Origin of the sequence: Streptomyces sp. NPDC058650 (assembly GCF_042717315.1) — a bacterium.
Classification (GTDB): domain Bacteria; phylum Actinomycetota; class Actinomycetes; order Streptomycetales; family Streptomycetaceae; genus Streptomyces.
Map to the genome: position 1 here is coordinate 117,731 of NZ_JBHXRL010000023.1, position 22,195 is coordinate 139,925.

General features: G+C 74.5%; 15 protein-coding genes and 1 pseudogene. 11 read left to right on the forward strand and 5 right to left on the reverse strand.

All coding sequences use genetic code 11. From position 1 onward, the window contains the following. The first annotated feature begins 17 nt into the window (after positions 1–17). From ACFWWU_RS31300 to ACFWWU_RS31315, 4 genes are all read left to right on the forward strand, one after another. Entirely contained in the window at positions 18–1,544 is a 1,527-nt protein-coding gene (locus ACFWWU_RS31300; protein WP_384150489.1) for a hypothetical protein, read from the forward strand. Beyond that, entirely contained in the window at positions 1,541–2,425 is an 885-nt protein-coding gene (locus ACFWWU_RS31305; protein ID WP_384150492.1) for a hypothetical protein, read from the forward strand. Before ACFWWU_RS31300 ends, ACFWWU_RS31305 begins: the two co-directional genes overlap by 4 nt. Next, positions 2,422–3,333, forward strand: coding sequence for a hypothetical protein (locus tag ACFWWU_RS31310; RefSeq protein ID WP_384150495.1), 912 nt, complete (start codon positions 2,422–2,424; stop codon positions 3,331–3,333). Before ACFWWU_RS31305 ends, ACFWWU_RS31310 begins: the two co-directional genes overlap by 4 nt. A gap of 76 nt (positions 3,334–3,409) precedes the next feature. Beyond that, complete coding sequence (locus ACFWWU_RS31315) at positions 3,410–8,158, forward strand: hypothetical protein (protein WP_384150498.1); 4,749 nt, start codon at positions 3,410–3,412, stop codon at positions 8,156–8,158. Between the two features lie 57 nt (positions 8,159–8,215). Here ACFWWU_RS31315 and ACFWWU_RS31320 read toward each other — a convergent pair whose 3' ends face one another. Further along, positions 8,216–8,614 (reverse strand): hypothetical protein, encoded by a 399-nt coding sequence (locus ACFWWU_RS31320; RefSeq protein ID WP_384150500.1) that lies wholly within the window; start codon positions 8,612–8,614, stop codon positions 8,216–8,218. A gap of 418 nt (positions 8,615–9,032) precedes the next feature. On the opposite strand from ACFWWU_RS31320, the gene ACFWWU_RS31325 reads away from it, so the two are divergent. The 4 genes from ACFWWU_RS31325 to ACFWWU_RS31340 are packed head-to-tail and all read left to right on the forward strand — an operon-like array spanning position 9,033 to position 13,368. Then, positions 9,033–11,900, forward strand: a complete 2,868-nt coding sequence (locus ACFWWU_RS31325; RefSeq protein ID WP_384150503.1) for a nitrate- and nitrite sensing domain-containing protein — start codon at positions 9,033–9,035, stop codon at positions 11,898–11,900. Further along, positions 11,897–12,346, forward strand: coding sequence for a roadblock/LC7 domain-containing protein (locus tag ACFWWU_RS31330; RefSeq protein ID WP_384150506.1), 450 nt, complete (start codon positions 11,897–11,899; stop codon positions 12,344–12,346). Before ACFWWU_RS31325 ends, ACFWWU_RS31330 begins: the two co-directional genes overlap by 4 nt. A gap of 10 nt (positions 12,347–12,356) precedes the next feature. Next, positions 12,357–12,782: a DUF742 domain-containing protein gene (locus ACFWWU_RS31335; protein WP_384150509.1), complete on the forward strand. Its 426-nt coding sequence runs from the start codon at positions 12,357–12,359 to the stop codon at positions 12,780–12,782. Then, positions 12,763–13,368 (forward strand): ATP/GTP-binding protein, encoded by a 606-nt coding sequence (locus ACFWWU_RS31340; RefSeq protein ID WP_384150512.1) that lies wholly within the window; start codon positions 12,763–12,765, stop codon positions 13,366–13,368. The genes ACFWWU_RS31335 and ACFWWU_RS31340 overlap by 20 nt, the downstream gene beginning before the upstream one ends. Before the next feature lie 37 nt (positions 13,369–13,405). Here the strand turns inward: ACFWWU_RS31340 and ACFWWU_RS31345 are convergent, their stop codons facing one another. From ACFWWU_RS31345 to ACFWWU_RS31355, 3 genes and pseudogenes are all read right to left on the reverse strand, one after another. Further along, positions 13,406–14,563: a lipid-transfer protein gene (locus tag ACFWWU_RS31345; protein WP_384150548.1), complete on the reverse strand. Its 1,158-nt coding sequence runs from the start codon at positions 14,561–14,563 to the stop codon at positions 13,406–13,408. A gap of 26 nt (positions 14,564–14,589) precedes the next feature. Continuing rightward, a complete protein-coding gene (locus ACFWWU_RS31350) occupies positions 14,590–15,108 on the reverse strand; it encodes a Zn-ribbon domain-containing OB-fold protein (protein ID WP_384150514.1) in 519 nt (172 codons plus the stop codon). Positions 15,109–15,195: 87 nt separating this feature from the next. Beyond that, positions 15,196–16,016 (reverse strand): annotated as a pseudogene (locus ACFWWU_RS31355) (M15 family metallopeptidase). A 62-nt stretch (positions 16,017–16,078) separates the two neighbouring features. On the opposite strand from ACFWWU_RS31355, the gene ACFWWU_RS31360 reads away from it, so the two are divergent. After that, positions 16,079–16,588 carry an NUDIX domain-containing protein gene (locus ACFWWU_RS31360; RefSeq protein WP_384150551.1) on the forward strand — a complete coding sequence of 170 codons (510 nt, stop codon included), beginning with the start codon at positions 16,079–16,081 and terminating at the stop codon, positions 16,586–16,588. A gap of 76 nt (positions 16,589–16,664) precedes the next feature. Here ACFWWU_RS31360 and ACFWWU_RS31365 read toward each other — a convergent pair whose 3' ends face one another. Further along, positions 16,665–19,055, reverse strand: a complete 2,391-nt coding sequence (locus ACFWWU_RS31365; protein ID WP_384150517.1) for a TIM-barrel domain-containing protein — start codon at positions 19,053–19,055, stop codon at positions 16,665–16,667. A gap of 214 nt (positions 19,056–19,269) precedes the next feature. On the opposite strand from ACFWWU_RS31365, the gene ACFWWU_RS31370 reads away from it, so the two are divergent. Next, entirely contained in the window at positions 19,270–21,240 is a 1,971-nt protein-coding gene (locus ACFWWU_RS31370) for an acetoacetate--CoA ligase (RefSeq protein WP_384150520.1), read from the forward strand. 587 nt (positions 21,241–21,827) lie between these two features. Next, positions 21,828–22,178, forward strand: coding sequence for a hypothetical protein (locus ACFWWU_RS31375; protein WP_384150523.1), 351 nt, complete (start codon positions 21,828–21,830; stop codon positions 22,176–22,178). Positions 22,179–22,195 lie beyond the last annotated feature (17 nt).

Consider the following 22,195-nt stretch of genomic DNA (forward strand, 5'->3'; position numbering starts at 1 on the left):
GACCTAATCTGTCCACCGTGACTTCGCCTGCCTCGACGGACCTCGCTCCGCCCCAGCTCAGCGCGGCGCCGCGGCCCGCGCAGGGCCCGGCCGCCGACGAAGGGCTCGCGCGGCGCCTCCGCGCGCTCGCGTGCACCGCCCCACTGCACGACCTCGACGCGCGCAAGGCGAACCTGGCCGGCGAGTACACGGTCTACGCGATGGCCGAGGTGGCCCTCTCCGCGATCGACCTCGTCACCCTCAACATGGACTTCGACACCGGCGCCGACCACGAGCAGATCGTCGCCCGGCTGCTGCCCCGCGTCGCCGCCCAGGCGCCCTCCCGCCCCGCCGCCGAGCACGAGCGCGTCGCCCGCTGGGTCCTGGAGAACCTGATCAACGTCGGCAGCGTCGACCGCGGCTTCCGCGCCGTCTACGGCACTTTCGGCACCGACGGGACCTACGTCCGCAGGGACTACGACTTCAAGCTCATCGAGGAGGTCCCGGGCTACGGGGGCGGCGTCTACCTCCGCACCACCGACGAAGCGGTCAACGTCCTCGTGGGCGCCCTCGACACCGACGTCACCAGCGCCCAGATCGCCGCCGAGGTGAAGCTGGAGGTCCTCATCAGCCGGGGCCGCCTCGCCGACGCGCAGCTCGCCGCCGAGCAGGCGCGGTACCGGACCGTGCAGTACGCCGAGAGCCTCCGCAAGACCCTGGAGGCCACCCGGCGCAACGTCCGCGCGGTGGACTGGCTCCAGGCGGTCCCGGACATGATCGACGAGGCGCTCGACCACGTGGCCGACCGCTACCGCCACGAGAACGCGATCCTCACCAACATCCGCAAGGCCCGCGACGAGGCCGAGGACCACGAGCACAAGCGCCGCGCCGCCGAGCTCGTCGACATCGTCAAGGACTGCATCCGGCGCCACACCCAGCTCCAGTCCCGTCTCCTGGAGGCCGGGCCGCTCTTCCGCGCCGAACAGGACCGGCAGGCCTTCGCCGCCCCCACCGCTTACACCGGCCTCGACCTGTACGGGCAGCTGGTCGCCCCGATCCTGCCGCTTCCCGTCGTGCAGGCCGGGAAGGTCACCGACGCCTTCTTCGCCCACGGCACCGGACTCCGCACCCCCGCGTCCGTCCGCCTCGGCGACCTCGTCGACCTGCTCCTCGCCCCGCCCGTGGAGCGCGAGCACCTCGGCGCGGAGATGCCCGAGCCCGACCTCATCGCCACCCCCGACGACTCCCGCTTCAGCGAGGGGCAGCTCGCGAGCGCGATGCGCCTGCTCGACCTGGAGCACGACGCCCCGCGCCGCCTCTCCGGGCTGCTGGCCGAGGCGCGCCTCCTGGACGACGACCTGCCCTACCTCGTCGCCCTGCTCGCCGTGCACGCCGCCAGCCCGCCGGTCGGCACGGCCTACCGCCAGGGCGAGGAGCGCCTCCTCTTCGCCGTCGACGACGGCACCCCGCTGGACGACCCCGAGTTCGGCGGCGCCGACCTCATCGTCGGTACGGCCCTTCTCGACGCGGTGGGCATGGCCGCCGACCGCTCGGAGGCCACGTGACCCTCATCCCGATCGCCCCAGAGGACTCCTCCGACGCGCCCACGCCGGGCCCTGAGGCACGCCAGGAGCCCCCGACGTCCCCGACGGACACGTCCGGGACGTCGTCCGACCCGACGGGGCGCGAGCCGTCCACGCCGGTGACGTCCGAGTCGCTGACGTCCACGCGGGCGCCGTCCACGCCGGTGACGTCCGAGCCTGGGTCGTCCGCGTCGGTGACGCCCGAGCCATCCGCGCCGACGCCGCCGGCCGCTGCCGAGCCGATGGCGATCGCGCCCCCGGCCGACGGGCCGAGCGGCGCCACCGTCGTCCCCGGCCCCAGGCCGGGGACGGCGGCGCTCGGGCAGCGGCCCGAGCAGGACCCCCAGCCGGTATCCGAGCCGCTCCGCCCCGAACCCGAGCAGGACCCCCAGCCGGCAGCGCTCGGGCAGCGGCCCGAGCAGGACCCCCAGCCGGTATCCGAGCCGCTCCGCCCCGAACCCGAGCAGGACGCCCGGCCGGAGCCCGAACCGGAACCGGAGCCCGAGCCGCTCCGCCCGGCCGGTGCCGAGGCGGGCCCGCGCGTGCGGGCCGTGCGCGTGGAGCGGCCCGCCGGTGCGCGTGGCCAGGCCGGTGCCGAGTCCCGGAACGAGCCCGGCACGAAGCCCCGGCTCGGAGCCGTACCGGCGCCGGAGCCGTCCCGCGCCGACGCCGCGTCCCGGCGCAGGAGCGTCCCGACCGTGCGCGCCGTGCGGCTCACGGCCGAACCCGCCGCGCCCTTCCGCCGCCCCGCGCCCGCTCCGGCGGCCGTCATCCCCGTACCGCTGCCCCTGCCCGTGCCCCCGCCCCGACCCGTCACCGACGACGTACCGCCCGAGAGCCGCACCGAGGAGCCCCAGCCGTGAGCGAAACCCACGCCGAGCACACCGACGCGTGGAGCGAGCAGGAGCCCCCGCACCACCCGGCGGGCCCCGCCCCCTCCTCGCCGTCCGCCGTCACCCCCGCCGACGCGGCCGACGCGGCCCGGCTCGTCTCCTTCGGGCTCCAGCCCAAGCTGCTCCCGGCCCGGGACGCCGAGTACACGGAGCTGCTCCGCCGCTACCGCGAGGACCCCGCCTTCGCGCGCCTCGCCGACGCCGTCGCCACCGGCCTCGGCCTCGTCGTCCTGGAGGTCTCCCCGCGCGCCGGGATGGCCGTCACCGCCGGTGAGGACTCCGTCTTCGCCGTCCGCATGGGCGACTACGCCCGCCGCGCCTCGCCGGACTCGGCCGACCGGTTCCTCCACGGACTTGCCCACCTCGCCGTCGCCGCCATGGCCTTCCCCCGCCCCGAGGACCTCGCCGACGACGGGTACATCGGCCGCCTCACCGTCAACGGCGTCGACGCCTTCGTACGCCAGGCCTGTCTGCGGCTGGAGCAGCGGGCCGAGGAACTCGGCGAGAACACCGACCCGGCCTCCGACGCCCCCGGCCTGGAGGCCGGCTGGCGCGTCTACGCCCGCCGCAGCGCCACCGGAGCCACCAAGGACGCCCGCCGCCTCGCCGGATCCACCACCGGCATCGTCGGCAAGGCCGCCGCCTTCCTCACCGACTCCGGCTTCCTCCAGCGCACCGGCGACGAGGGGGGCGGCTCCTACCGCACGACCGCCCGCTACCAGCTCCAGGTCCGCGACATGGCCGGCTCCGCCGCCATGGCCGAGCTCCTCGAACTCGGCGTCGTGCCGGTCAGCGACGGCTCGGCGACCCTCGTCGCGCCGCCCGAGGGCGACGACCTGGAGCTCGCCGCCGACGCGGGCCTCCCGTTCCACGCGTAACGGCCCCGCGCAACCGCCCCGCCCCGCGCCGCGTAACCGACCTTCCTGAGCACGACGAGCACGAGAGTCCCCCGCCATGTACGAGCTGTCCCGGGTCCGCCTCTACTCCATCGGCCCCGCCGGCGCGCGCTACGCCGACACCGTCCTGGACCTGCGCGGGGTCGGCGCGCCCGTTCCCCACCCCGCCCCCGCCCAGGCGGAGTTCTTCGAGGAGGAGCCGGTCGGCCCGCCGCGCCGCCCCGCGCCCGCGGGCGTGCTCTTCCTGGAGAACGGCGGCGGCAAGTCCGTCCTCCTCAAGCTGATCTTCTCGGTCATGCTCCCCGGCCACCGCAACACCCTCGGCGGCGCCAGCTCGGGCGTCCTGCGCAAGTTCCTCCTCGCCGACGACTGCGGACACGTCGCCCTGGAGTGGCAGCACACCCTCACGGGCGAACTCGTCGTCGTCGGCAAGGCCAGCGAGTGGCGCGGCCGCCAGGTCTCCAACGACCCGCGGAAGTTCGCCGAGGCCTGGTACTCCTTCCGCCCCGGCCCCGGACTCAGCCTGGACAACCTCCCCGTCGCCGAGGCGACCACCGTCCGCCGGCCCGTCGAGGGCGCCTCCGGAGCCACCGGCCGCCGCCGCACGATGAAGGGCTTCCGTGACGCCCTCACCGAGGCCGGCAAGGCGTACCCGCACCTGGAGGTCGTCTGGGAGGAGATCCACGACCGCTGGAACGAGCACCTCGGCGAGCTCGGACTCGACCCCGAACTCTTCCGCTACCAGCGCGAGATGAACGCCGACGAGGGCGAGGCCGCCGGTCTCTTCGCGGTCAAGAAGGACTCCGACTTCACCGACCTCCTGCTGCGCGCGGTCACCGACACCCGGGACACCGACGGCCTCGCCGACCTCGTCAGCGGTTTCGGCAACAAGCTCGGCCGCCGCGCCGAACTGACCGCCGAGCGCGAGTTCACGGCCGGCTCCGTCGACCTCCTCGGCCGCATCGTCGAGGCCGCCGGAACCCGCGCCCACGCCCGTGACGTCCACACGGCGGCCGAGCGGCGCACCCGTACCCTCGCCCGCCGGCTCTCCGCCCGCGCCGACGAGGAGCGCGGCCGCGCCGCCGAACTCGCCCAGCAGGTCACCTCGGCCGCCCACGCCGTCGCCGAGGCCGAGACCGCCCGCGGCCGCAGCGCGCTCATCTCCGCCGAACTCGCCTACCGGCACGCCTCCCTGGCCCTGACCGTCGCCGAGAAGAGCGCCGCCTCCCAGCGCCGCGAGCTCACCGACGCCCGCACCATGCACGCGGCCTGGCAGGCGGCCGAGGTCGTCCTCCGCCACCGCGCCGCGGGCGACCGCTCCGCGCGCGTGACCGCCGCCATCCGCGAGGCCGAGCGCGACGCCGCCCCGGCCCTCGCGGCCCGCGCGGAGGCCGCCGCCGATCTCGTACGGGCCCTCGCCGCCGCCGCCGAGGAGGGCGAGCGGCACGCCGCCGAGGAGGAGGAGCGCTCCACGGCCCTCCAGGACGCGAGCGAGACCGCCCACCGTGACGCCACGGCCGCCGCCACCGAGGCCCAGCGGGCCCGCAGCGAGGCCGGCCACCTGCGCCAGCGGCTCGCCGAGGTCGAGCAGGAGACCGCGGAGGCGGTACGGGCCGGCTGGCTCGACGACTCCGCGCCCGACGCCGACCCCGCGCGGGCCGCCCTCGCCGCGAGCGACGCGGAGAAGACCGCGGTCGCCGTCTGGGACACGGCCCGCGAGGCCGCCCGGACCGCCGCCGACCGCGCCCGCGAGGCCGGCGCCGCCGAGTCCCGCGCCGAACTCGCCGCCGCCCGCGCCGCGGACGCCGCCGAGGCCGCGGGGAACGCCTACGACGCGGAGCGCCGTGCCGCCGAGTCCCTCGCCTCCGAGGAACGGCTCGCCGAGCTGCTGAGCCTCCCCACCGGCGGCTCGCCCCTGCCGGGCCAGCGCGCGGGCGCCGGCACGCCCGAGGGCCCCGCCCCGCAGGACGACACCGCGGACGCGACCGCCGAGGGCGGGACCGACCCCGGCGCCGCGCTCGGCCTGCCCGCCGGAACCGGGACCGGCCCCCAGGGGCCGCTGACCGTCACCGAGTTCGACCGGTACGCCGACGAGCTGCGCGGCATGCTCGACCAGGCCGTCACCTCGGCCGAGCGGCAGCTCTTCGAGCTGCGCACCGCCGCGGCCGACGACTCCCGCATCCTCGGCGCCCTCGGCGACGGCGGCCTGCTGCCGCCCGGCCCCGACGTCCTCGCCACCGTCGAGTACCTCGGCGAGCAGGGCATCCCCGCGCTCCCCGGCTGGCGCTACCTCGCCCAGGCCGTGGACCCCGCCGACCACGCCCGCGTCCTCGCCGCCCGCCCCGAGCTCGTCGACGGCGTCGTGATCACCGACCCCGTGTCGTACGGCCGCGCCCGCGAGGCCCTCGCCACGGCAGCCCTGCTGCCCCGCTCCACCGTGGCCGTCGGCACCGCCGCCGCCCTGCTCGCCCCCGTACCGACGCAGGACACGGGCGAGCGCGAGGACAGCGGCGTCCACAGCGTTTTCCTCGTACCGCCGAACCCCGCCATGCACGACGAGCAGGCCGCCGACGAGGAACGGCACGCCCTGCGCGCCCGCGCGACCGCCCGCGACGAGGAGATCCGCACCCTCGCCGCCCGCCTCGCCGGCGACCGCGCCCTCGCCTCCCGGATCGGCGCCTGGCGGGCCGACTGCCCGCCCGGCATGCTCGCCGAGCTCGCGGCCGTCGCCGCGACCGCCCGCGAGACCGCGGAGGCCGCCGCCGCGACCCTCGCCGAGACCCGTACGGCACGCGGCGAGGCCGACGAGGCCGCCGCCGAGGCGGCGCACCTCCGGGACGAGCGCCAGGAGGCCGCCCAGCGCGCCCGCCGCGTCGCCGACGCCCTCGCGGGCCTCGCCTTCCGGCTGCGCGAGCGCTCCGCCTGGCAGGCCAAGCTCCGCGAACTCGCCGACGAAGCCGCCGAGTCCGAGGCCCGCGCCCAGACCTGCCTGGAGCGCGCCCGCGCCGCCGACGAGGACCGCCGCGCGACCCAGCGCGCCGCCGACGACGCCCACCGCACCGCCCGCGCCCTGCGCGCCGAGCGCGCCGAGATCGCCGGCGCCCCCGACACCCTGCCCGAGGAGGACCCGGCCGCGCCCCGCACCGCGCTCCCCACCCTCCGCGAGGCCTACCGGGCCGCCTCCCAGCTGTACGAGAAGGTCGGCGTCGGCGCCGACCTGCGCGCCGAGCAGGCCCGCGCCGAGGGCGACGAGTCCGCCGCCCTCGCCGAGCTCGACCGCCTCACCAACAAGGTCCGCACCCGCGCCGAGCAGCTCCTGGAGTCCACCGACGGAGCCGACGGACCGTCCCGCCAGGCGGCCGCGGCCCGCGCCGAGTCCCTCGTCCAGATGCTGGAGTCGCGCGCAACGGAGGCGAGCGAGAAGCTCGGCCGGCTCCGGGGCGAGTCCGAGCGCCTGGCCCCCGAGGACGGCGAGGCGCACACCGAGCTGCCCAAGGACCGGGTGCCCGCCGACGCCGAACAGGCGCAGGCCCTGCTGCGCACCGCCACCGGCGAACTCGCCTCCCGTACCGACGCCCTGGACGCGGCGCGCGCCGCGCACGCCGGGCTCCTCCGGGACCACCGCGCCGCCGAGGACGCGGCGGGCGGCTTCGACGAGACGGCGGCCCTCCTGCGCGACCTGCTCCGCGACCACGCCGACGAGGAGCGCGACGCGTCCGAGACGTACACCGGCACCCTGGAAGAGGCCCGCACGACGGCGGGCGAGGCGCGCCGCGCCCTGCGTGGCTGCACCGCCGAACTGTCCGGCGCCGACGCCGCCGTGCGCGAGGCGAGCGACATCCTCGTCCGGCACGCCAACTCCACCCGCTACGAGCAGGTCCGCACCCCGGCGCGCCAGCAGATCCGCGAACTGCCCGCGTCCGCGCTGCCCGAGCACGCCGCCAAGTGGGCCGAGGCCTTCGCGCCCCGGCTCCGGGTCCTCACGGACGAACTGGCGCAGCTGGAGCGCAACCGCGACTCGATCGTGGACCGGCTCCGCGGTCTCGTGGAGTCCTCGCTCGCGACCCTCCGCTCCGCGCAGCGGCTCTCCCGGCTCCCGGAGGGGCTCGGCGAGTGGTCGGGCCAGGAGTTCCTGCGGATCCGCTTCGAGGAGCCCGATCAGGCCACCCTCGCGGAGCGGCTCGGCGAGGTCGTCGACGAGGCGACCCGCGCCGCCGTCAAGAAGAACTCCGACCTGCGTCGCGACGGCATGTCCCTGCTGCTGCGGGGCGTTCAGGCCGCGCTCGAACCCCGTGGCGTCTCCGTCGAGATCCTCAAGCCGGACGCCGTGCTGCGCGCCGAGCGGGTGCCGGTCGGGCAGATGGGCGACGTCTTCTCCGGCGGCCAGCTGCTCACCGCGGCGATCGCCCTGTACTGCACGATGGCGGCGCTCCGCTCCAACGACCGGGGCCGCGACAAGCACCGCCACGCGGGCACGCTCTTCCTGGACAACCCGATCGGCCGCGCCAACGCCACGTACCTGCTGGAGCTCCAGCGGGCCGTGTCGGACGCGCTCGGCGTCCAGCTGCTGTACACGACGGGCCTGTTCGACACGACGGCACTGGCCGAGTTCCCGCTGGTGATCCGGCTGCGCAACGACGCCGACCTGCGGGCCGGGCTCAAGTACATCAGCGTGGAGGAGCACCTGCGTCCGGGCCTGCCGCAGGCGGCCGGTGAGGGTGAGTCGATCCACGGCGAGATCACGGCGACGCGGATGTTCCGCCGGCACGCCTCGGACGGCCCCACCGCACGGCCGGCCGGCGCCTGACCCACGGCAGAGCGGCCCGGCCCCCACGACGGGGGACCGGGCCGCTCCTTCGTTCTGTCAGGCCGCTTCGGAGAGCGAGGCCGTCTCCGACCGCCCCTCCGACCGGCTTCTGCCCTCCGACCGGCCCTCCGCGCGCCGCTCGCGGCGCAGCTGACGCGCCGTACTGCTCGGCTCCGACACGACGCCGTTGCGCTGGCGCCACACCTGACGGGTGATCCAGACGTCGAGGACACTCCAGGTGGCCACGACCGTCGACGCCACCGAGCTGACCGTCATCGGGAACGCCAGCCAGGAGCCCGCGACCGTACAGTAGAAGGCCACCACCCCCTGGACGAGCGTCACCGACGTGATCATCACGGCGCGTACGGCGGCGGTACGCACCGGATCGGGCATCCGCTGCCGGCCCTTCTCGTCGTCCACCCACAATTGCCGCGCCGTCCGCGACTCGTGTTCCATCGTCCTGTCACTCCCCACAATGAACGCCTCCAGGGGTGTCGGCTGCCCGTTGTGAGCGCCTTTACGCGGACAGGACCCTCCCCGCACTTAATGACGCACGAGACGGGGAAAAGGTTTCGCCTGAATCTGACCGGAACGCACAGTTCCAGCCATCTCCGCGGGCCGGAGAAATGGCACACCATCAGGTGTCCTGTGCCACAGTGGCCGATCCCAACTCCCCGAATATCAGGACATCTCATGATCAACGCTCACTCGACAGGCTGAAAATCGTCCGGACATGCCTTCGAGATGGCCGTGATGCAGTAGTAGGCTCACGCCGCCATTTGTTTGAATCCGAAGGTTGACGCCGCGTGTTGACGCGCGTCGTCACGAACGTGAAGGACCTCCGTGGCGCGCGGGGGCCGAGCTGGGGGAGGCCATGCGCTTTCGCGGGAAGTCCATCCGCCGGAAGATCGTGGCGCTGCTCCTCGTACCGCTCGTCTCCCTGACCGGCCTGTGGGGCTTCGCGACGGTCCTGACGGGCCGCGAGGCCGACCAGCTCCTCGACGTCGGCTACGTCGTCGACAAGATCGGCTACCCGCTGGAGGACACCGCCCGCGTCATCCAGCTCGAACGCCGCCAGTCGCTCATCTACCTCGCCGACCCCCGCGGTTCCACGGCCCTCGCCTCCCTGCGCGAGACCCGCCGGGCCACCGACCGGCAGATATCCCGGATCCGCGCGAACGCCGCCGAGCCGGGTGTACGCGAGGAGATGCGACCCGTCACCACCCAGCGGCTCAACTCCCTCCTCGAAGCGCTCGACGACCTCGAGTCGCTGCGCCGCTCCGTCGAGAAGCGGGGCATCGGCCGCATCCAGGCCCTCGAGTTCTACAATCGGCTCGTCGACCCCTGCTACGGCTTCCTCCTCACCCTCCACGCCCTCGAGAACGTGGAGATGGACAAGCAGGGCCGCGCCCTCGTCGGCATCACCCGCGCCCGCGAGGTGCTCTCCCGCGAGGACGCCCTGATCATCTCGGCGCTCGTCGCGGACCGGATCACCGCCCCGGAGATCCGCGCGATGACCGACCTCGTCGCCAACCGCGAGCAGTTCTACGAGGTCAACCTCGAACTCCTGCCGACCACCGAGCGCGAGCGCTTCGAGAAGTACTGGGCCGGCCCCGAGACCGCCGCGCTGCGGGCCGCCGAGAAGGCGATCATCGACGAGGGCCCCACCGACGAGCCGCGCTCCATCACCGCCGCCTACTGGCAGGAGGAGGCGAGCCCCGTCCTGGACGACCTCGCCCGCGAGAACACCGCGGCGGGCGACCGCTACCAGGACCGCGTCCAGCCCGCCGCCTACAGCGTGCTCCTCAAGGTCGGCGTCGCCGGCGTCCTCGGCTTCCTCGCCCTGCTCGCCTCGATCGTCATCTCCGTCCGCATCGGCCGCTCGCTCGTCCACGACCTGCGCCGCCTCCAGAAGGAGGCGCAGGAGGTCTCCGGCGTGCGACTGCCCAGCGTCATGCGCCGGCTCGCCGCCGGCGAACACGTCGACATCGGGACGGAGGTGCCCCACCTCCGGTACGGGGAGGACGAGGTCGGCCAGGTCGGCCAGGCCCTCAACACCCTCCAGCGCGCCGCCGTCGAGGCCGCCGTCAAGCAGTCGGAGCTGCGCCGCGGGGTCTCCGAGGTGTTCGTCAACCTCGCCCGCCGCAACCAGGTCCTGCTCCACCGTCAGCTCACCCTCCTCGACACGATGGAGCGGCGCACGGAGGACACCGACGAGCTCGCGGACCTCTTCCGGCTCGACCACCTCACCACCCGCATGCGCCGGCACGCCGAGGGCCTCGTCATCCTGTCCGGCGCCGCCCCCTCCCGCCAGTGGCGCAAACCCGTCCAGCTCATGGACGTGGTCCGCGCCGCCGTCGCCGAGGTCGAGGACTACGAGCGGATCGAGGTGCGCCGACTGCCCCGCCTCGGCGTGGGCGGCCCGGCCGTCGCCGACCTCACCCACCTCATCGCGGAACTCCTGGAGAACGCCACGGTGTTCTCGCCCCCGCACACCGCCGTGCAGGTGCTCGGCGAGCGCGTCGCCAACGGCTTCACCCTGGAGATCCACGACCGCGGCCTCGGCATGAACGCCGACGCGCTGCTCGACGCCAACCTCCGGCTCGCCGAGACCCCCGAGTTCGAGCTCTCGGACACCGACCGCCTCGGCCTCTTCGTGGTCAGCCGGCTCGCCCAGCGCCAGAACGTCCGCGTCTCGCTCCAGACGTCCCCGTACGGAGGGACCACAGCGGTCGTCTTCATCCCGGCCGCGCTGCTCACCGACGCGCCCGAGACCCAGGGCGCCGGATTCCGCCTGGACCGCAAGACCATGGGCCGCGACGCCGCGGACGCCAAGACCCTGGACGGCAAGACTCCGGACGGCCGGGCCCTGGAGCGCGCCGGAACCGCCGACGGCACCGGCCGCCTCGACGGGGACACCGCAGACCCCACCCCGCTGCCCACGCGCCGTCCCGTGCTGGCCCGGGTCCCCGACGTGACCGAGGCCCCCGGCGTCCTGGACGGACCGGTCGAGCTGGAGGCGCCGCTCGGCGCCGACGAGTTCGACGTGCTCTTCGACCGCTCCGCGGACCTCCTCGACACCGAGAGCGAGCGCGGCGGCCTCTTCCGGCCCCGCGACCGCCGTCGCTCCGGCCTCGCCCCGGCGGGCGAGCAGCACCAGCAGGCGCCCGACCAGACGACCGGCCGCGGTGAGGACGACGCGCACGCCGAAGGTGCCGGACGCGGCCCCGTACCGCTGCCGCGCCGCTCCACTCCGACGCTGATCGTGGACCGCGGCCGCCGTGTCGACGAGCCCGGCCGGTCGCACCCCGCGCCGGGCCCAGACGCCGCGCCGGGCCCGGCCCCGGTCCCCGCCCCGGCGCCTCTCTCCGGCCCCGCGCCCGTACCCGGCCCCGCCCCGGCCCCCGTCCAAGGGCCCACCCTCGTTCCCGTACCACCGGAGGGTTCCGTGGCGCCGGAGGCTCCCGAACCGTTCGGCGGCCTGCCCCGCCGCGTCCGCCAGGCCAACCTCGCGCCCCAGCTCCGCGAGGCCGAGGGCCCGGCGGACCGTGGCACCGGAGCGGGCGTCGGCGACCGTACGACCGTCGGTGCCTCCGGGGCCGACTCCTTCGAGCGCGACGCCGAGGAGGTACGCGCCCGCATGGCCGCCATGCAGCGCGGCTGGCAGCGCGGACGACAGCACACAGCGGACCCGGACGACACGTCAGCACCAGGAACGACACCCGAGGGGGACGGTCGATGACCGCACCGAACGCCGCAGCACCCAGCACCACCTCCGCATTCGGCCACGGAAACGGCGAGCTGAACTGGCTCCTCGACGAACTCGTCCAGCGGGTCGGGTCCATCCGCAAGGCCCTGGTGCTCTCCAGCGACGGGCTGCCCACCGGCGCCTCGCAGCAGTTGACCCGTGAGGACGGCGAGCACCTGGCCGCGGTGGCGTCCGGCTTCCACAGCCTCGCCAAGGGCGTCGGCCGTCACTTCGAGGCGGGCAGGGTCCGCCAGACCGTCGTCGAGCTGGAGGACGCCTTCCTCTTCGTCACGGCCGCCGGCGACGGCAGCTGCCTGGCCGTCCTGGCCGACGCCGACTCCGACGTCGGCCAGGTCGCCTACGAGATGACCCTGATGGTGAAGCGGGTCGGGGCCCACCTCACGACGGCCCCCCGGACCGGCCTGCCCACGGGAGGGTGAGTGGGACGGCATGAGTGACGCAGCCGAGCCGAGCCGGCCGGCCGGGGACAGACCCCCCGGCCTCCACCACTGGTTCGACGCCGATGCCGGGCCGGTGGTCCGTCCGTACGCGATGACCCGCGGCCGGACCAGCGCCGCCACCCGTCACCGGCTCGACCTGATCGCGCTGGTGGTCCCCGAGCCCGCCGCCGACGACCCCGGCCGTGACCAGACGCTCTCCCCGGAACACGTGGAGATCGTCGAACGCTGCTCCGAGCAGCCCCAGTCGATCGCCGAGCTCGCCGCAGGACTCGACCTCCCCGTCGGGGTGGTCCGGGTCCTCGTCGGAGATCTCGTCGAGGACGAACTCGTCCATGTGACCCGCCCCGTTCCGCCGGCCGAGCTGCCGGACGTGAGCATCCTTCGCGAGGTGATCAATGGCCTTCGGGCGCTCTAGCCGCAAGAAGCCGCTCGTCGAGCCGGTGACCCTGAAGATCCTCGTCGCAGGCGGGTTCGGGGTCGGCAAGACGACGCTGGTGGGCGCGGTCAGCGAGATCAGACCCCTGCGCACCGAGGAGATCCTCAGTGAGGCGGGGCGGCCCGTCGACGACCTTCACGGCGTCGAGAACAAGACCACCACCACGGTCGCCATGGACTTCGGCCGGATCACCCTCCGCGAGGACCTCGTCCTCTACTTGTTCGGGACCCCCGGCCAGGACCGCTTCTGGTTCCTGTGGGACGAGCTCGCCCAGGGCGCGCTCGGCGCGGTCGTCCTCGCGGACACCCGCCGCCTGGAGGACAGCTTCGCGGCCATCGACTACTTCGAGCGGCGCGGCATCCCCTTCACGGTCGCCGTCAACTGCTTCGAGGGCGCACGGCGGTTCCCCGCCGAGAGCGTGCGCGGGGCGCTCGACCTGGACCCCGAGGTCGAGCTCCTGATGTGCGACGCCCGCGACCGGGAGTCGGTGAAGAACATCCTCGTGGCGGTCGTCCAGCACGCCCTGGTCCTCGCCGACAGGAGCCACGCGCCGGCCGGCACCTGAGGAACCCCCTCCTCACGGAGGGGGTTCAGCGGGGGGTTCAGCGCACCGCCACCACCGCGGACCCGTGCCCGAACAGGCCCTGGTTCGCGGTGATGCCGACCCGGGCCCCCGGCACCTGCCGGCCCCCCGCCGTGCCCCGCAACTGCCAGGTCAGCTCGCAGACCTGGGCGATCGCCTGCGCGGGCACGGCCTCGCCGAAGGACGCGAGACCGCCGCTGGTGTTGACCGGCAGCCGTCCGCCCAGCGCCGTGACACCCTCGCGCAGCAGCTTGGCGCCCTCGCCCGTCCCGCACAGCCCGATGTCCTCGTACCACTCCAGTTCCAGAGCGGTCGACAGGTCGTACACCTCCGCGAGGGACAGGTCCTCCGGCCCGATCCCCGCCTCCTCGTACGCGGCCCGCGCGATCGAGGCGCGGAAGCCGTGCGCCGCGGGGGAGACCGTGGCCGCCGAGTCGGTCGCGATGTCGGGCAGGTCGAGCACCGCCTTGGGGTACGTGGGGGAGACCGTGGACACGGCCCGCACCCGGACCGGATCGGGCCGCCCGTGCCGGCGTGCGAACTCCATGCTGGACAGGACGAGCGCGGCGCCCCCGTCCGACGTCGCGCAGATGTCGAGGAGCCGCAGCGGATCGGCGACGACGGCGGAGGCGGCGACCTCGTCCGCGGTCACACGCGTGCGGTAGCGGGCGAGCGGATTGAGCGCGCCGGCCGCCGCGTTCTTCACCTTCACCTGGGCGAAGTCCTCGGTCGTGTCGCCGTACAGGGCCATCCTGCGGCGGGCGTAGAGCGCGAAGTACGCGGGGTTGGTCGCCCCGAGCACCCGGAACCGCAGCCAGTCCGGATCGTCCGGACGCTCGCCGCCGGCCGGGGCGAGGAACCCCTTGGGCGTCGCGTCCGCCCCGACGACCAGGACCACGTCCGCGAGCCCCGCCAGGATCTGGGCACGGGCCGTCCCGATGGCCTGCGCGCCCGAGGCACAGGCCGCGTACACACTGGTGACCCGCGCCCCCTGCCAGCCGAGGGCCTGGGCGAAGGTCGCCCCCGCCACGTAACCCGGGTAGCCGCACCGCATGGTGTCCGCGCCGACGATCGAGCCGACGTCCGCCCAGCCAAGCCCGGCGTCGGCGAGCGCGGCGCGGGCGGCGGCCGTCCCGTAGCTGACGAAACTCCGGCCCCACTTGCCCCACGGATGCATTCCGGCCCCGAGGACGGCGATGTCGTTCACGACAGCTCCTCCCGAGCGCCCCGTGGGTTCCGTGCGTCCCGCTCGCCCCGTGTGTCCCGCTCGCCCCGAGCGACGGGCCGCCAGTTCCAGGTGGTCCAGGTGTACAGGTCGTCCTCGTTCAGGACGCCGGGCACCACCTCGACTTCTGCGCCCACCGCGAGATCGGCCGGCCGCACCCCGGGGGCGGCCTGCCCGAGGACCACCATCGCCTCGGCCGCCAGCTCCACGGCCACGAGCGTGTACGGCTCCCAGGGCGCGTCCGGATCGGAGACGTACGGGGCGGGCGGCCGGTAGCGGCCGTCCGTGTACGACCACACCCGGCCGCGCGGCGAGAGCGGTACCTCGGCGAGATCACCGCCGCCGGGGCACCCCGGATTGCGGCACCAGTCGTCCTCACGCGGGAAGAAGACCGAGGCGCAAGCCGTGCAACGGGTCCCGAGCAGCCGGAACTCCGCCTCCGGCACCGAGTCGTCGGTGAACCACCGGGCCACCACCGGTCTGCGTGTCCGTGCCATCGAGGCCTCCCGTACCACCGATCACCACACACCCTTGATCTGACGAACCGTCAGGAGTGTGGCACGGGTGAACCGGACGGGGAAGAGTCAGTGACCGGCCACCGACCTCCGCGCCACCGGGAAGTCGAAGAACGTGCTCGGGAACGGCTCCGGCTTGAAGGTGAAGTGCCACCACTCCTCGGGCAGGTTCACGAACCCCTGCTCCGCGAGCAGGCCCTTGAGGAGCTGCCGGTTGGCCCGCTGCTCGCCCTGGATCCGCGGGTCGTCGGTGTGCGAGCGCGTGTCGAAGCAGTCGTACCCGGTCCCCATGTCCACGGAGTTGTCCGGGAACCGCTCCTCTCGCGGCGCGTAGCACTCGACGAGCTGCTCGCCCGGCACGTACGCGCGCGTGGGCACCGCCGGCAGCCGCACGATCGTCAGATCCACCGTCGAACCCCGGCTGTGCCCGGACTTCTCCGCGATGTAACCGTCCGCGAACAGCCTCGACTTGTCGACGAGCGGATAGAACTCTTCCTTCATGCGCTCGTCCTCCAGGTCCTTCGCCCAGCGCACGAAGTGGTCGACGGCCCGCTGCGGCCGATAGCAGTCGTAGACCTTCAGGGTGTAGCCCCGGGCAAGGAGACGCACCTGCGCGCGGTGCAGCGCCTCGGCGGCCGGCCGCGTCAGGATGCAGAGCGGCTGCCGGTAGCCGTCGATCGGCTCGCCCACGAAGTTGTGGGCCGTCGTGTAGCGCATCTCCTGGACGATCGTCCGGTCCACCGAGCTCAGGGCGACGAACTCCCGTGGGGCCTTGGGCTCGGGCACGGCGAAGGCCGGGGAGCGGGGGCGGCGACGGCGCCCGTCACGGCGAACAGACCGGCCGCGGCGGTGACGGCGAGGGTACGGAGAGCGGAAGCAAGTCCTGTCATGAGCACCGTCTATCAGTTCCGGCAGCGCCGGGAAAGGGTGATCGCATACCGTCGGGGCCGTGATGGACTCCCACAGCTCCCACTGCTCCGCCTGCGGCGCCGCGCACTCGGCCGGCGCGGGCTGGCCCCGCATCTGCCCGTCCTGCGGCCGCACCGCTTACCGCAACCCGCTGCCCGTCGCCGTCGCCCTTCTCCCCGGCACGGACGAGGACCGGGGGACGGGACTCGTCGTCATCACCCGCACCATCGAGCCGCGAAGGGGCGGGATCGCCCTCCCCGGCGGCTTCATCGACCACGCCGAGGACTGGCGCGCCGCCGTCGCGCGCGAACTGCGCGAGGAGACCGGTATCCAGGCCTCCGCCGGTGACGTCCGGCTAGCCGACGCGATGAGCTCCCCGGGCGGCCACCTCCTGCTCTTCGGCCTGCTCCCGGCCGTCCCCGTCACCTCGCTCCCGCCCTCGGCGCCCACGAACGAGACCAGCGGCCACCACCTGCTCCACGCACCCGAGGAGCTGGCCTTCCCGCTCCACACGGAGGCGGTACGGAAATGGTTCGCGGGGGAGTACGGCTGAGGTGCCGTCACCTCAGCGCCCCGCACCGACAGCCGGACCCCTCACGGCCCCCGCTCCCGCACCGGCGGCCCGACCCTCACAACCCCCGCACCCGCACCGGCAGCCGCACCGCCTCCACCCCCTCGTCCGTCACGCGCTCCACGACCACCCGGCCGTCCACGAGACGTGACTGGTAGCGCTCGATCTCGGCCTGCTCCCAGCCGTCTCCGGTGTCCCGGACGACGAGCCCGCCACCCGTCCGTCCCGCCGCGGGCGCCCACACCTCCAGGGCAGGCCCGTCCCCCTCGCCGCGCACCGGGAGCACCGCCCCCGCCCGGGCCAGCACCGGCACCCGCGACAGCGGCGCGTCGAGCAGCACCTGCCCCGGCCCCTCGTACGCCCGCCCCGTCGCCGTGTCGTACCAGCGGCCGCGCGGCAGCCGCACCGCCCGCTGGTCCGCGCCCCGCGTCAGGACCGGCGCCACGAGCAGCGCGTCCCCCAGCAGGAACGCGTCCTCGCAGTCGCGCAGCGCCCGGTCCTCCGGCGTCCCCCACCACACCGGGCGGACGTACGGCGCGCCCGTCATCCGGGCGAGCCGGGCCAGCGTCTCGAAGTACGGCCGCAGCCGCTCCCGTTCGGCCAGTGCCACGCGCGCGTGCGCCAGGACCTCGGGGCCGAACTCCCAGGGTTCGCGCCGTCCCGCGTCGATCGCCGAGTGGGTACGGAAGAAGGGGAGCCACGCCCCCAGCTGGAACCAGCGCAGGTACAGCTCCGGCGACGGACTCCCGTCGAAACCGCCCACGTCCGGCCCCGAATACGGCACCCCGCACAGCCCGAGCCCCAGTACCAGGGAGAGCGAGGCCCGCAGCCCCGGCCACCCGGTCGACACATCGCCCGACCAGGTGCCGCCGTACCGCTGCATGCCCGCCCACCCGGAACGGGAGAACAGGAAGGGCCGTTCGTCGGGCCGCAGCCGGCGCAGCCCGTCGTACCCGGCCCGGGCCATCGTGAGCCCGTACACGTTGTGCGCCTCCCGGTGGTCACCGCCCCGCCCGTCCAGCGCGTGCCGCGCCGAACGCGGCAGCGTCATGTCACCGAAGGGCGCGAACGACACCGGCTCGTTCATGTCGTGCCACACGCCGGCGAAGCCCTGCCGGAGCCGTTCTTCGTACAGACCGCCCCACCACTCCCGTACCGCCGGATCGGTGAAGTCCGGATACGCGCACTCGCCCGGCCACACCTCCCCGCGGACCTCCTTGCCCCGGGCGTCCCGCACGAAAGCCCCGACCGCTCGCCCGCCGTCGTACACGGCGTTCCCCGGTTCGGCCTTCACCGCCGGGTCCACGATCGACACGAGCCGGACGCCCTGATCGCGCAGCTCCGCCGCGAGCCCCGGCAGGTCCGGGAACCGCTCACGGTCCACGGTGAACACCCGGTGCCCGTCGAAGTGGTCGATGTCCAGGTGTACGGCGGACAGCGGGAGGCCCCGCTCCCGGTACCCGGCGACCACCCGCCGCACCTCCCGCGCGCTGCCGAACCCCCAGCGCGCGTGCTGGGGCCCGAGCGCCCAGGACGGCGGCAGCGCGGGCGCGCCCGTCAGCGCCGCCCAGCCGTGCAGCACGCGCGCGGGGGTGCCGACCACCACCCAGCAGCGCAGCGGCCCGCCCCCCATCCGGACCTCGCTGGTCCCCGGCCGGTCGTGCCCCGACCCGGCACCCTCCTCGCCCTCGGCGAGGGTGACCCGCCCGTCCCAGGAGTTGTCGTGGAACGCGAGGTGCGTCCCGGCGTCCGAGACGACGAACTGCACGGGCATGGTGAGGTACAGCGGATCGTCCCCGGGGACGAAGCCCCCCTTGGGGTCGGTGTTCCACAGCCGGTACGAGCCGTCCCGCAGGCGCGGCCCCGCCGCCCGCCCGCCGAGCCCGAAGAACCGCGCGTCCGCCGGCACCTCACTGCGCTGCACCCACCGCGCCGCCGACCCCGCCCCCGAATCCGCAGCCGCCCCCGCACCTGCCCCCGCACCCGCCACCGGCTCCCACCACCGCGGCGGCAGGTCCCGGCGCAGCATCACCCCGCCCGGCGTCCGGATCTCCACCGCCCCGTGACGGGAGACCGCCACCGTCACCCGCTCCGAGACGATCCGCCACCCCCCGTCCGTGTCCGGCTCCAGAGCGGCCCGCGGATCGGGGTCCGGCACCTCGCCGGCCAGCGCGTACGACGGCAGGGGCTCGGCCCCGTCCCACCCCCAGAACACCGCGCCGCCCACCGAAACGGAGATCCGCAGCGAGGAACGCGCGAACCGGACGATCCCCCCGCCCGGCAGCGTCTCCGCCTCCGTCGCGAACCCCGGCACCCGTGCCCGCTCCGCCCCCTTCGGCGGCAGCCCCCACGCGTCCGTACGCCGCTGCCGCCATGCCGCCCGCACCGCCCGCAAGCCCCGCGCCGAACCGAACACCTTGATCGAACGCACCAGTTCCCGACCGTCCATGGTGATCACCCTGCCACCCACCAGGGGCGATACGAGCTCCGTTCAACTGCCGTTCACCCGTGGTGGGAGCACATATTCAACTACCCGACCATGGGCGGGCAGACCTGGTGCGAAAGACGATCACATGGCATCGTCCTGTCAGCCGTGTCACGCGCACACCCCAGCACGTGCGCGGGACACACGCCGACCCCGCGTACAGCCAGGGAGCAGCCCCATGACATCAGCGCAGACCGAGCCGCTCTGGCAGCCGGACGACGAACGCATCGCCTCCGCCGCCGTCACCCGCTTCCAGGCCTGGGCGGCCGAGCACCACGGTGCTCCGGCCGAGGGTGGCTATCCGGCGCTCCACCGCTGGTCGGTCGACGAGCTCGAAGCCTTCTGGCAGGCCGTCGTCGAGTGGTTCGACCTCCGCTTCTCCACCCCGTACGAGCGGGTCCTCGGCGACCGCTCGATGCCGGGCGCCGAGTGGTTCCCCGGCGCCACCCTCAACTACGCCGAGCACGCCCTGCGCGCCGCCGACGAGCGACCCCATGACACGGCACTGCTTCATGTGGACGAGACACATGAGCCCGCGCCGACCACCTGGGCCGAGCTCCGCCGCCAGGTCGGCTCCCTCGCCGCCGAACTGCGCGCGATCGGCGTACGCCCCGGCGACCGCGTCAGCGGCTACCTGCCGAACGTCCCACAGTCCGTCGTGGCCCTCCTCGCCACCGCCGCCGTCGGCGCCGTGTGGACCTCCTGCGCCCCGGACTTCGGCGCCCGCAGCGTCCTCGACCGCTTCCAGCAGGTCGAGCCGGTCGTCCTCTTCACCGTCGACGGCTACCGCTACGGCGGCAAGGAGCACGACCGCCGTGAGACCGTCGCCGAGCTCCGCGCCGAGCTGCCCACCCTCCGCGCCGTCGTCCACATCCCGCTCCTCGGCACCCCCGCCCCGGAAGGCACCCTCGACTGGGCCGACCTCGTCGCCGCGGACGTCGAGCCGGTCTACGAGCAGGTCCCGTTCGGGCACCCGCTGTGGGTCCTGTACTCCTCCGGCACGACCGGCCTGCCGAAGGCGATCGTCCAGTCCCAGGGCGGCATCCTCGTCGAGCACGTCAAGCAGCTGGGCCTCCACTGCGACCTCGGCCCCGAGGACGTGTTCTTCTGGTACACGTCCACCGGCTGGATGATGTGGAACTTCCTCGTCTCCGGCCTGCTCACCGGCACGACCGTCGTCCTGTACGACGGCAGCCCCGGCTACCCCGACACCGGCGCCCAGTGGCGGGTCGCCGAACGCACCCGCGCCACCCTGTACGGCACCTCCGCCGCGTACGTCATGGCGTGCGCCAAGGCGGACGTGCATCCCGGCCGTGACTTCGACCTCTCGGCCGTGAAGTGTGTGGCCACCACCGGCTCCCCGCTGCCTCCCGACGGCTTCCGCTGGCTCCACGACGAGGTCCGCGAGGACCTGTGGATCGCCTCCGTCAGCGGCGGCACGGACGTGTGCTCCTGCTTCGCCGGCGCCGTCCCCACGCTCCCCGTGCACATCGGCGAGCTCCAGGCGGCCGGCCTCGGCACCGACCTCCAGTCCTGGGACCCCTCGGGCAAGCCGGTGATCGGCGAGGTCGGCGAGCTCGTCGTCACCAACCCCATGCCGTCGATGCCGATCCACTTCTGGAACGACCCCGACGGCAGCCGCTACCGCGACAGCTACTTCGAGATGTTCCCGGGCGTCTGGCGCCACGGCGACTGGATCACGATCACCGACCACGGCTCGGTCGTCATCCACGGCCGCTCGGACTCCACTCTGAACCGTCAGGGCGTGCGGATGGGGAGCGCCGATATCTATGAGGCCGTCGAACGTCTCCCGGAGATCCGCGAATCCCTCGTGATCGGCCTGGAGGAGCCGGACGGCGGCTACTGGATGCCGCTCTTCGTCCACCTCGTCGAGGGCGCCACCCTCGACGAGGAGCTCATCGGCCGCATCAAGCGGACGATCCGCACGGAGCTCTCCCCGCGCCACGTCCCCGACGACATCATCGAGGTGCCGGGCGTCCCGCACACCCTCACCGGCAAGCGCATCGAGGTCCCGGTCAAGCGCCTCCTCCAGGGCACCCCCCTGGCCAAGGCCGTCAACGCCGGCTCGGTCGACAACCTCGGTCTCCTCCACTTCTACGAGACCCTGGCGGCCACCCGCAGGTCCTGACGCACAACCGAGGAGGCCGGTCTCGCCACAGGGGACCGGCCTCCTCGTTCGTGCACACGAGGCTCAGGCGTCGGTGCCGCCCGGCAGCTCGCCGGTCCTGGCGACAGCGCCCTTGGCGAGGACGGCCGACACACCGAGCACCGTGCCCTTCTTCCCCGCGGCCGTGGTCTCGGTGAGCACCGTGCGCTCGCCGATGAACGCCGACGCCCTCGCGCCCGGCAGCGTCCTTCGCGGACGACAGGACGCCGACCCCGGGGATCCGCGCGGCGGCCTCGTACAGCGCGGACGTCACCTTGGGGGAGCCCAGGTCTCGGCGAGCAGGCTCCCGATCGCGCGGAACGCCCGCTGATCGGCATCGCCCTCACGGGTCTCCTCCCGGACCAGCCGCAGCAGAGCCTCGGGGTCGGTTCGCGACGGAGGGCGGTGCCGCCTCCAGCGTGGACGGCTCCGGCGACGCCCCCCGGGGGTCCAGCTCGTACACGGGCAGGCGCGGGGAGAGTACGGAGTCGACCGCGCCGGCCTCGCGCAGCCCCGCGCGGCTGCCGTCGGTGGAGAGCCACACCTCACGCTGACGCGCGGGAGGCAGTGTGGCGCCGCCCCCGGCCGCGCTGCGCCCGGCGTGGGCGACCAGGACCCGGCCCCCGACTCCCGCCCGGCAGGCCTCCGCACCGGCGGGCACGCTCGCCCTCGACATCCAGCTCCTCGCCGACGGGGAGGGCCACGCGCCGACCGCGGCGGCCACGACCGGCGTCCGCTCCCTCACCGTGTCGGTGTCCACGGAAGGCGGCACGACATGGACCCGGGTCCCGGTCCTCGACGGCCGGGCGGGGTTCCGCACCCCCGGTCCCGGTGGGACGGTCTCGCTCCGCGCCGAACTCACCGACACCGCGGGCAGCACCCTCACCCAGACCCTGCGGAACGCCTACCGCACCCGATGAACCGACATCCGAGCGCA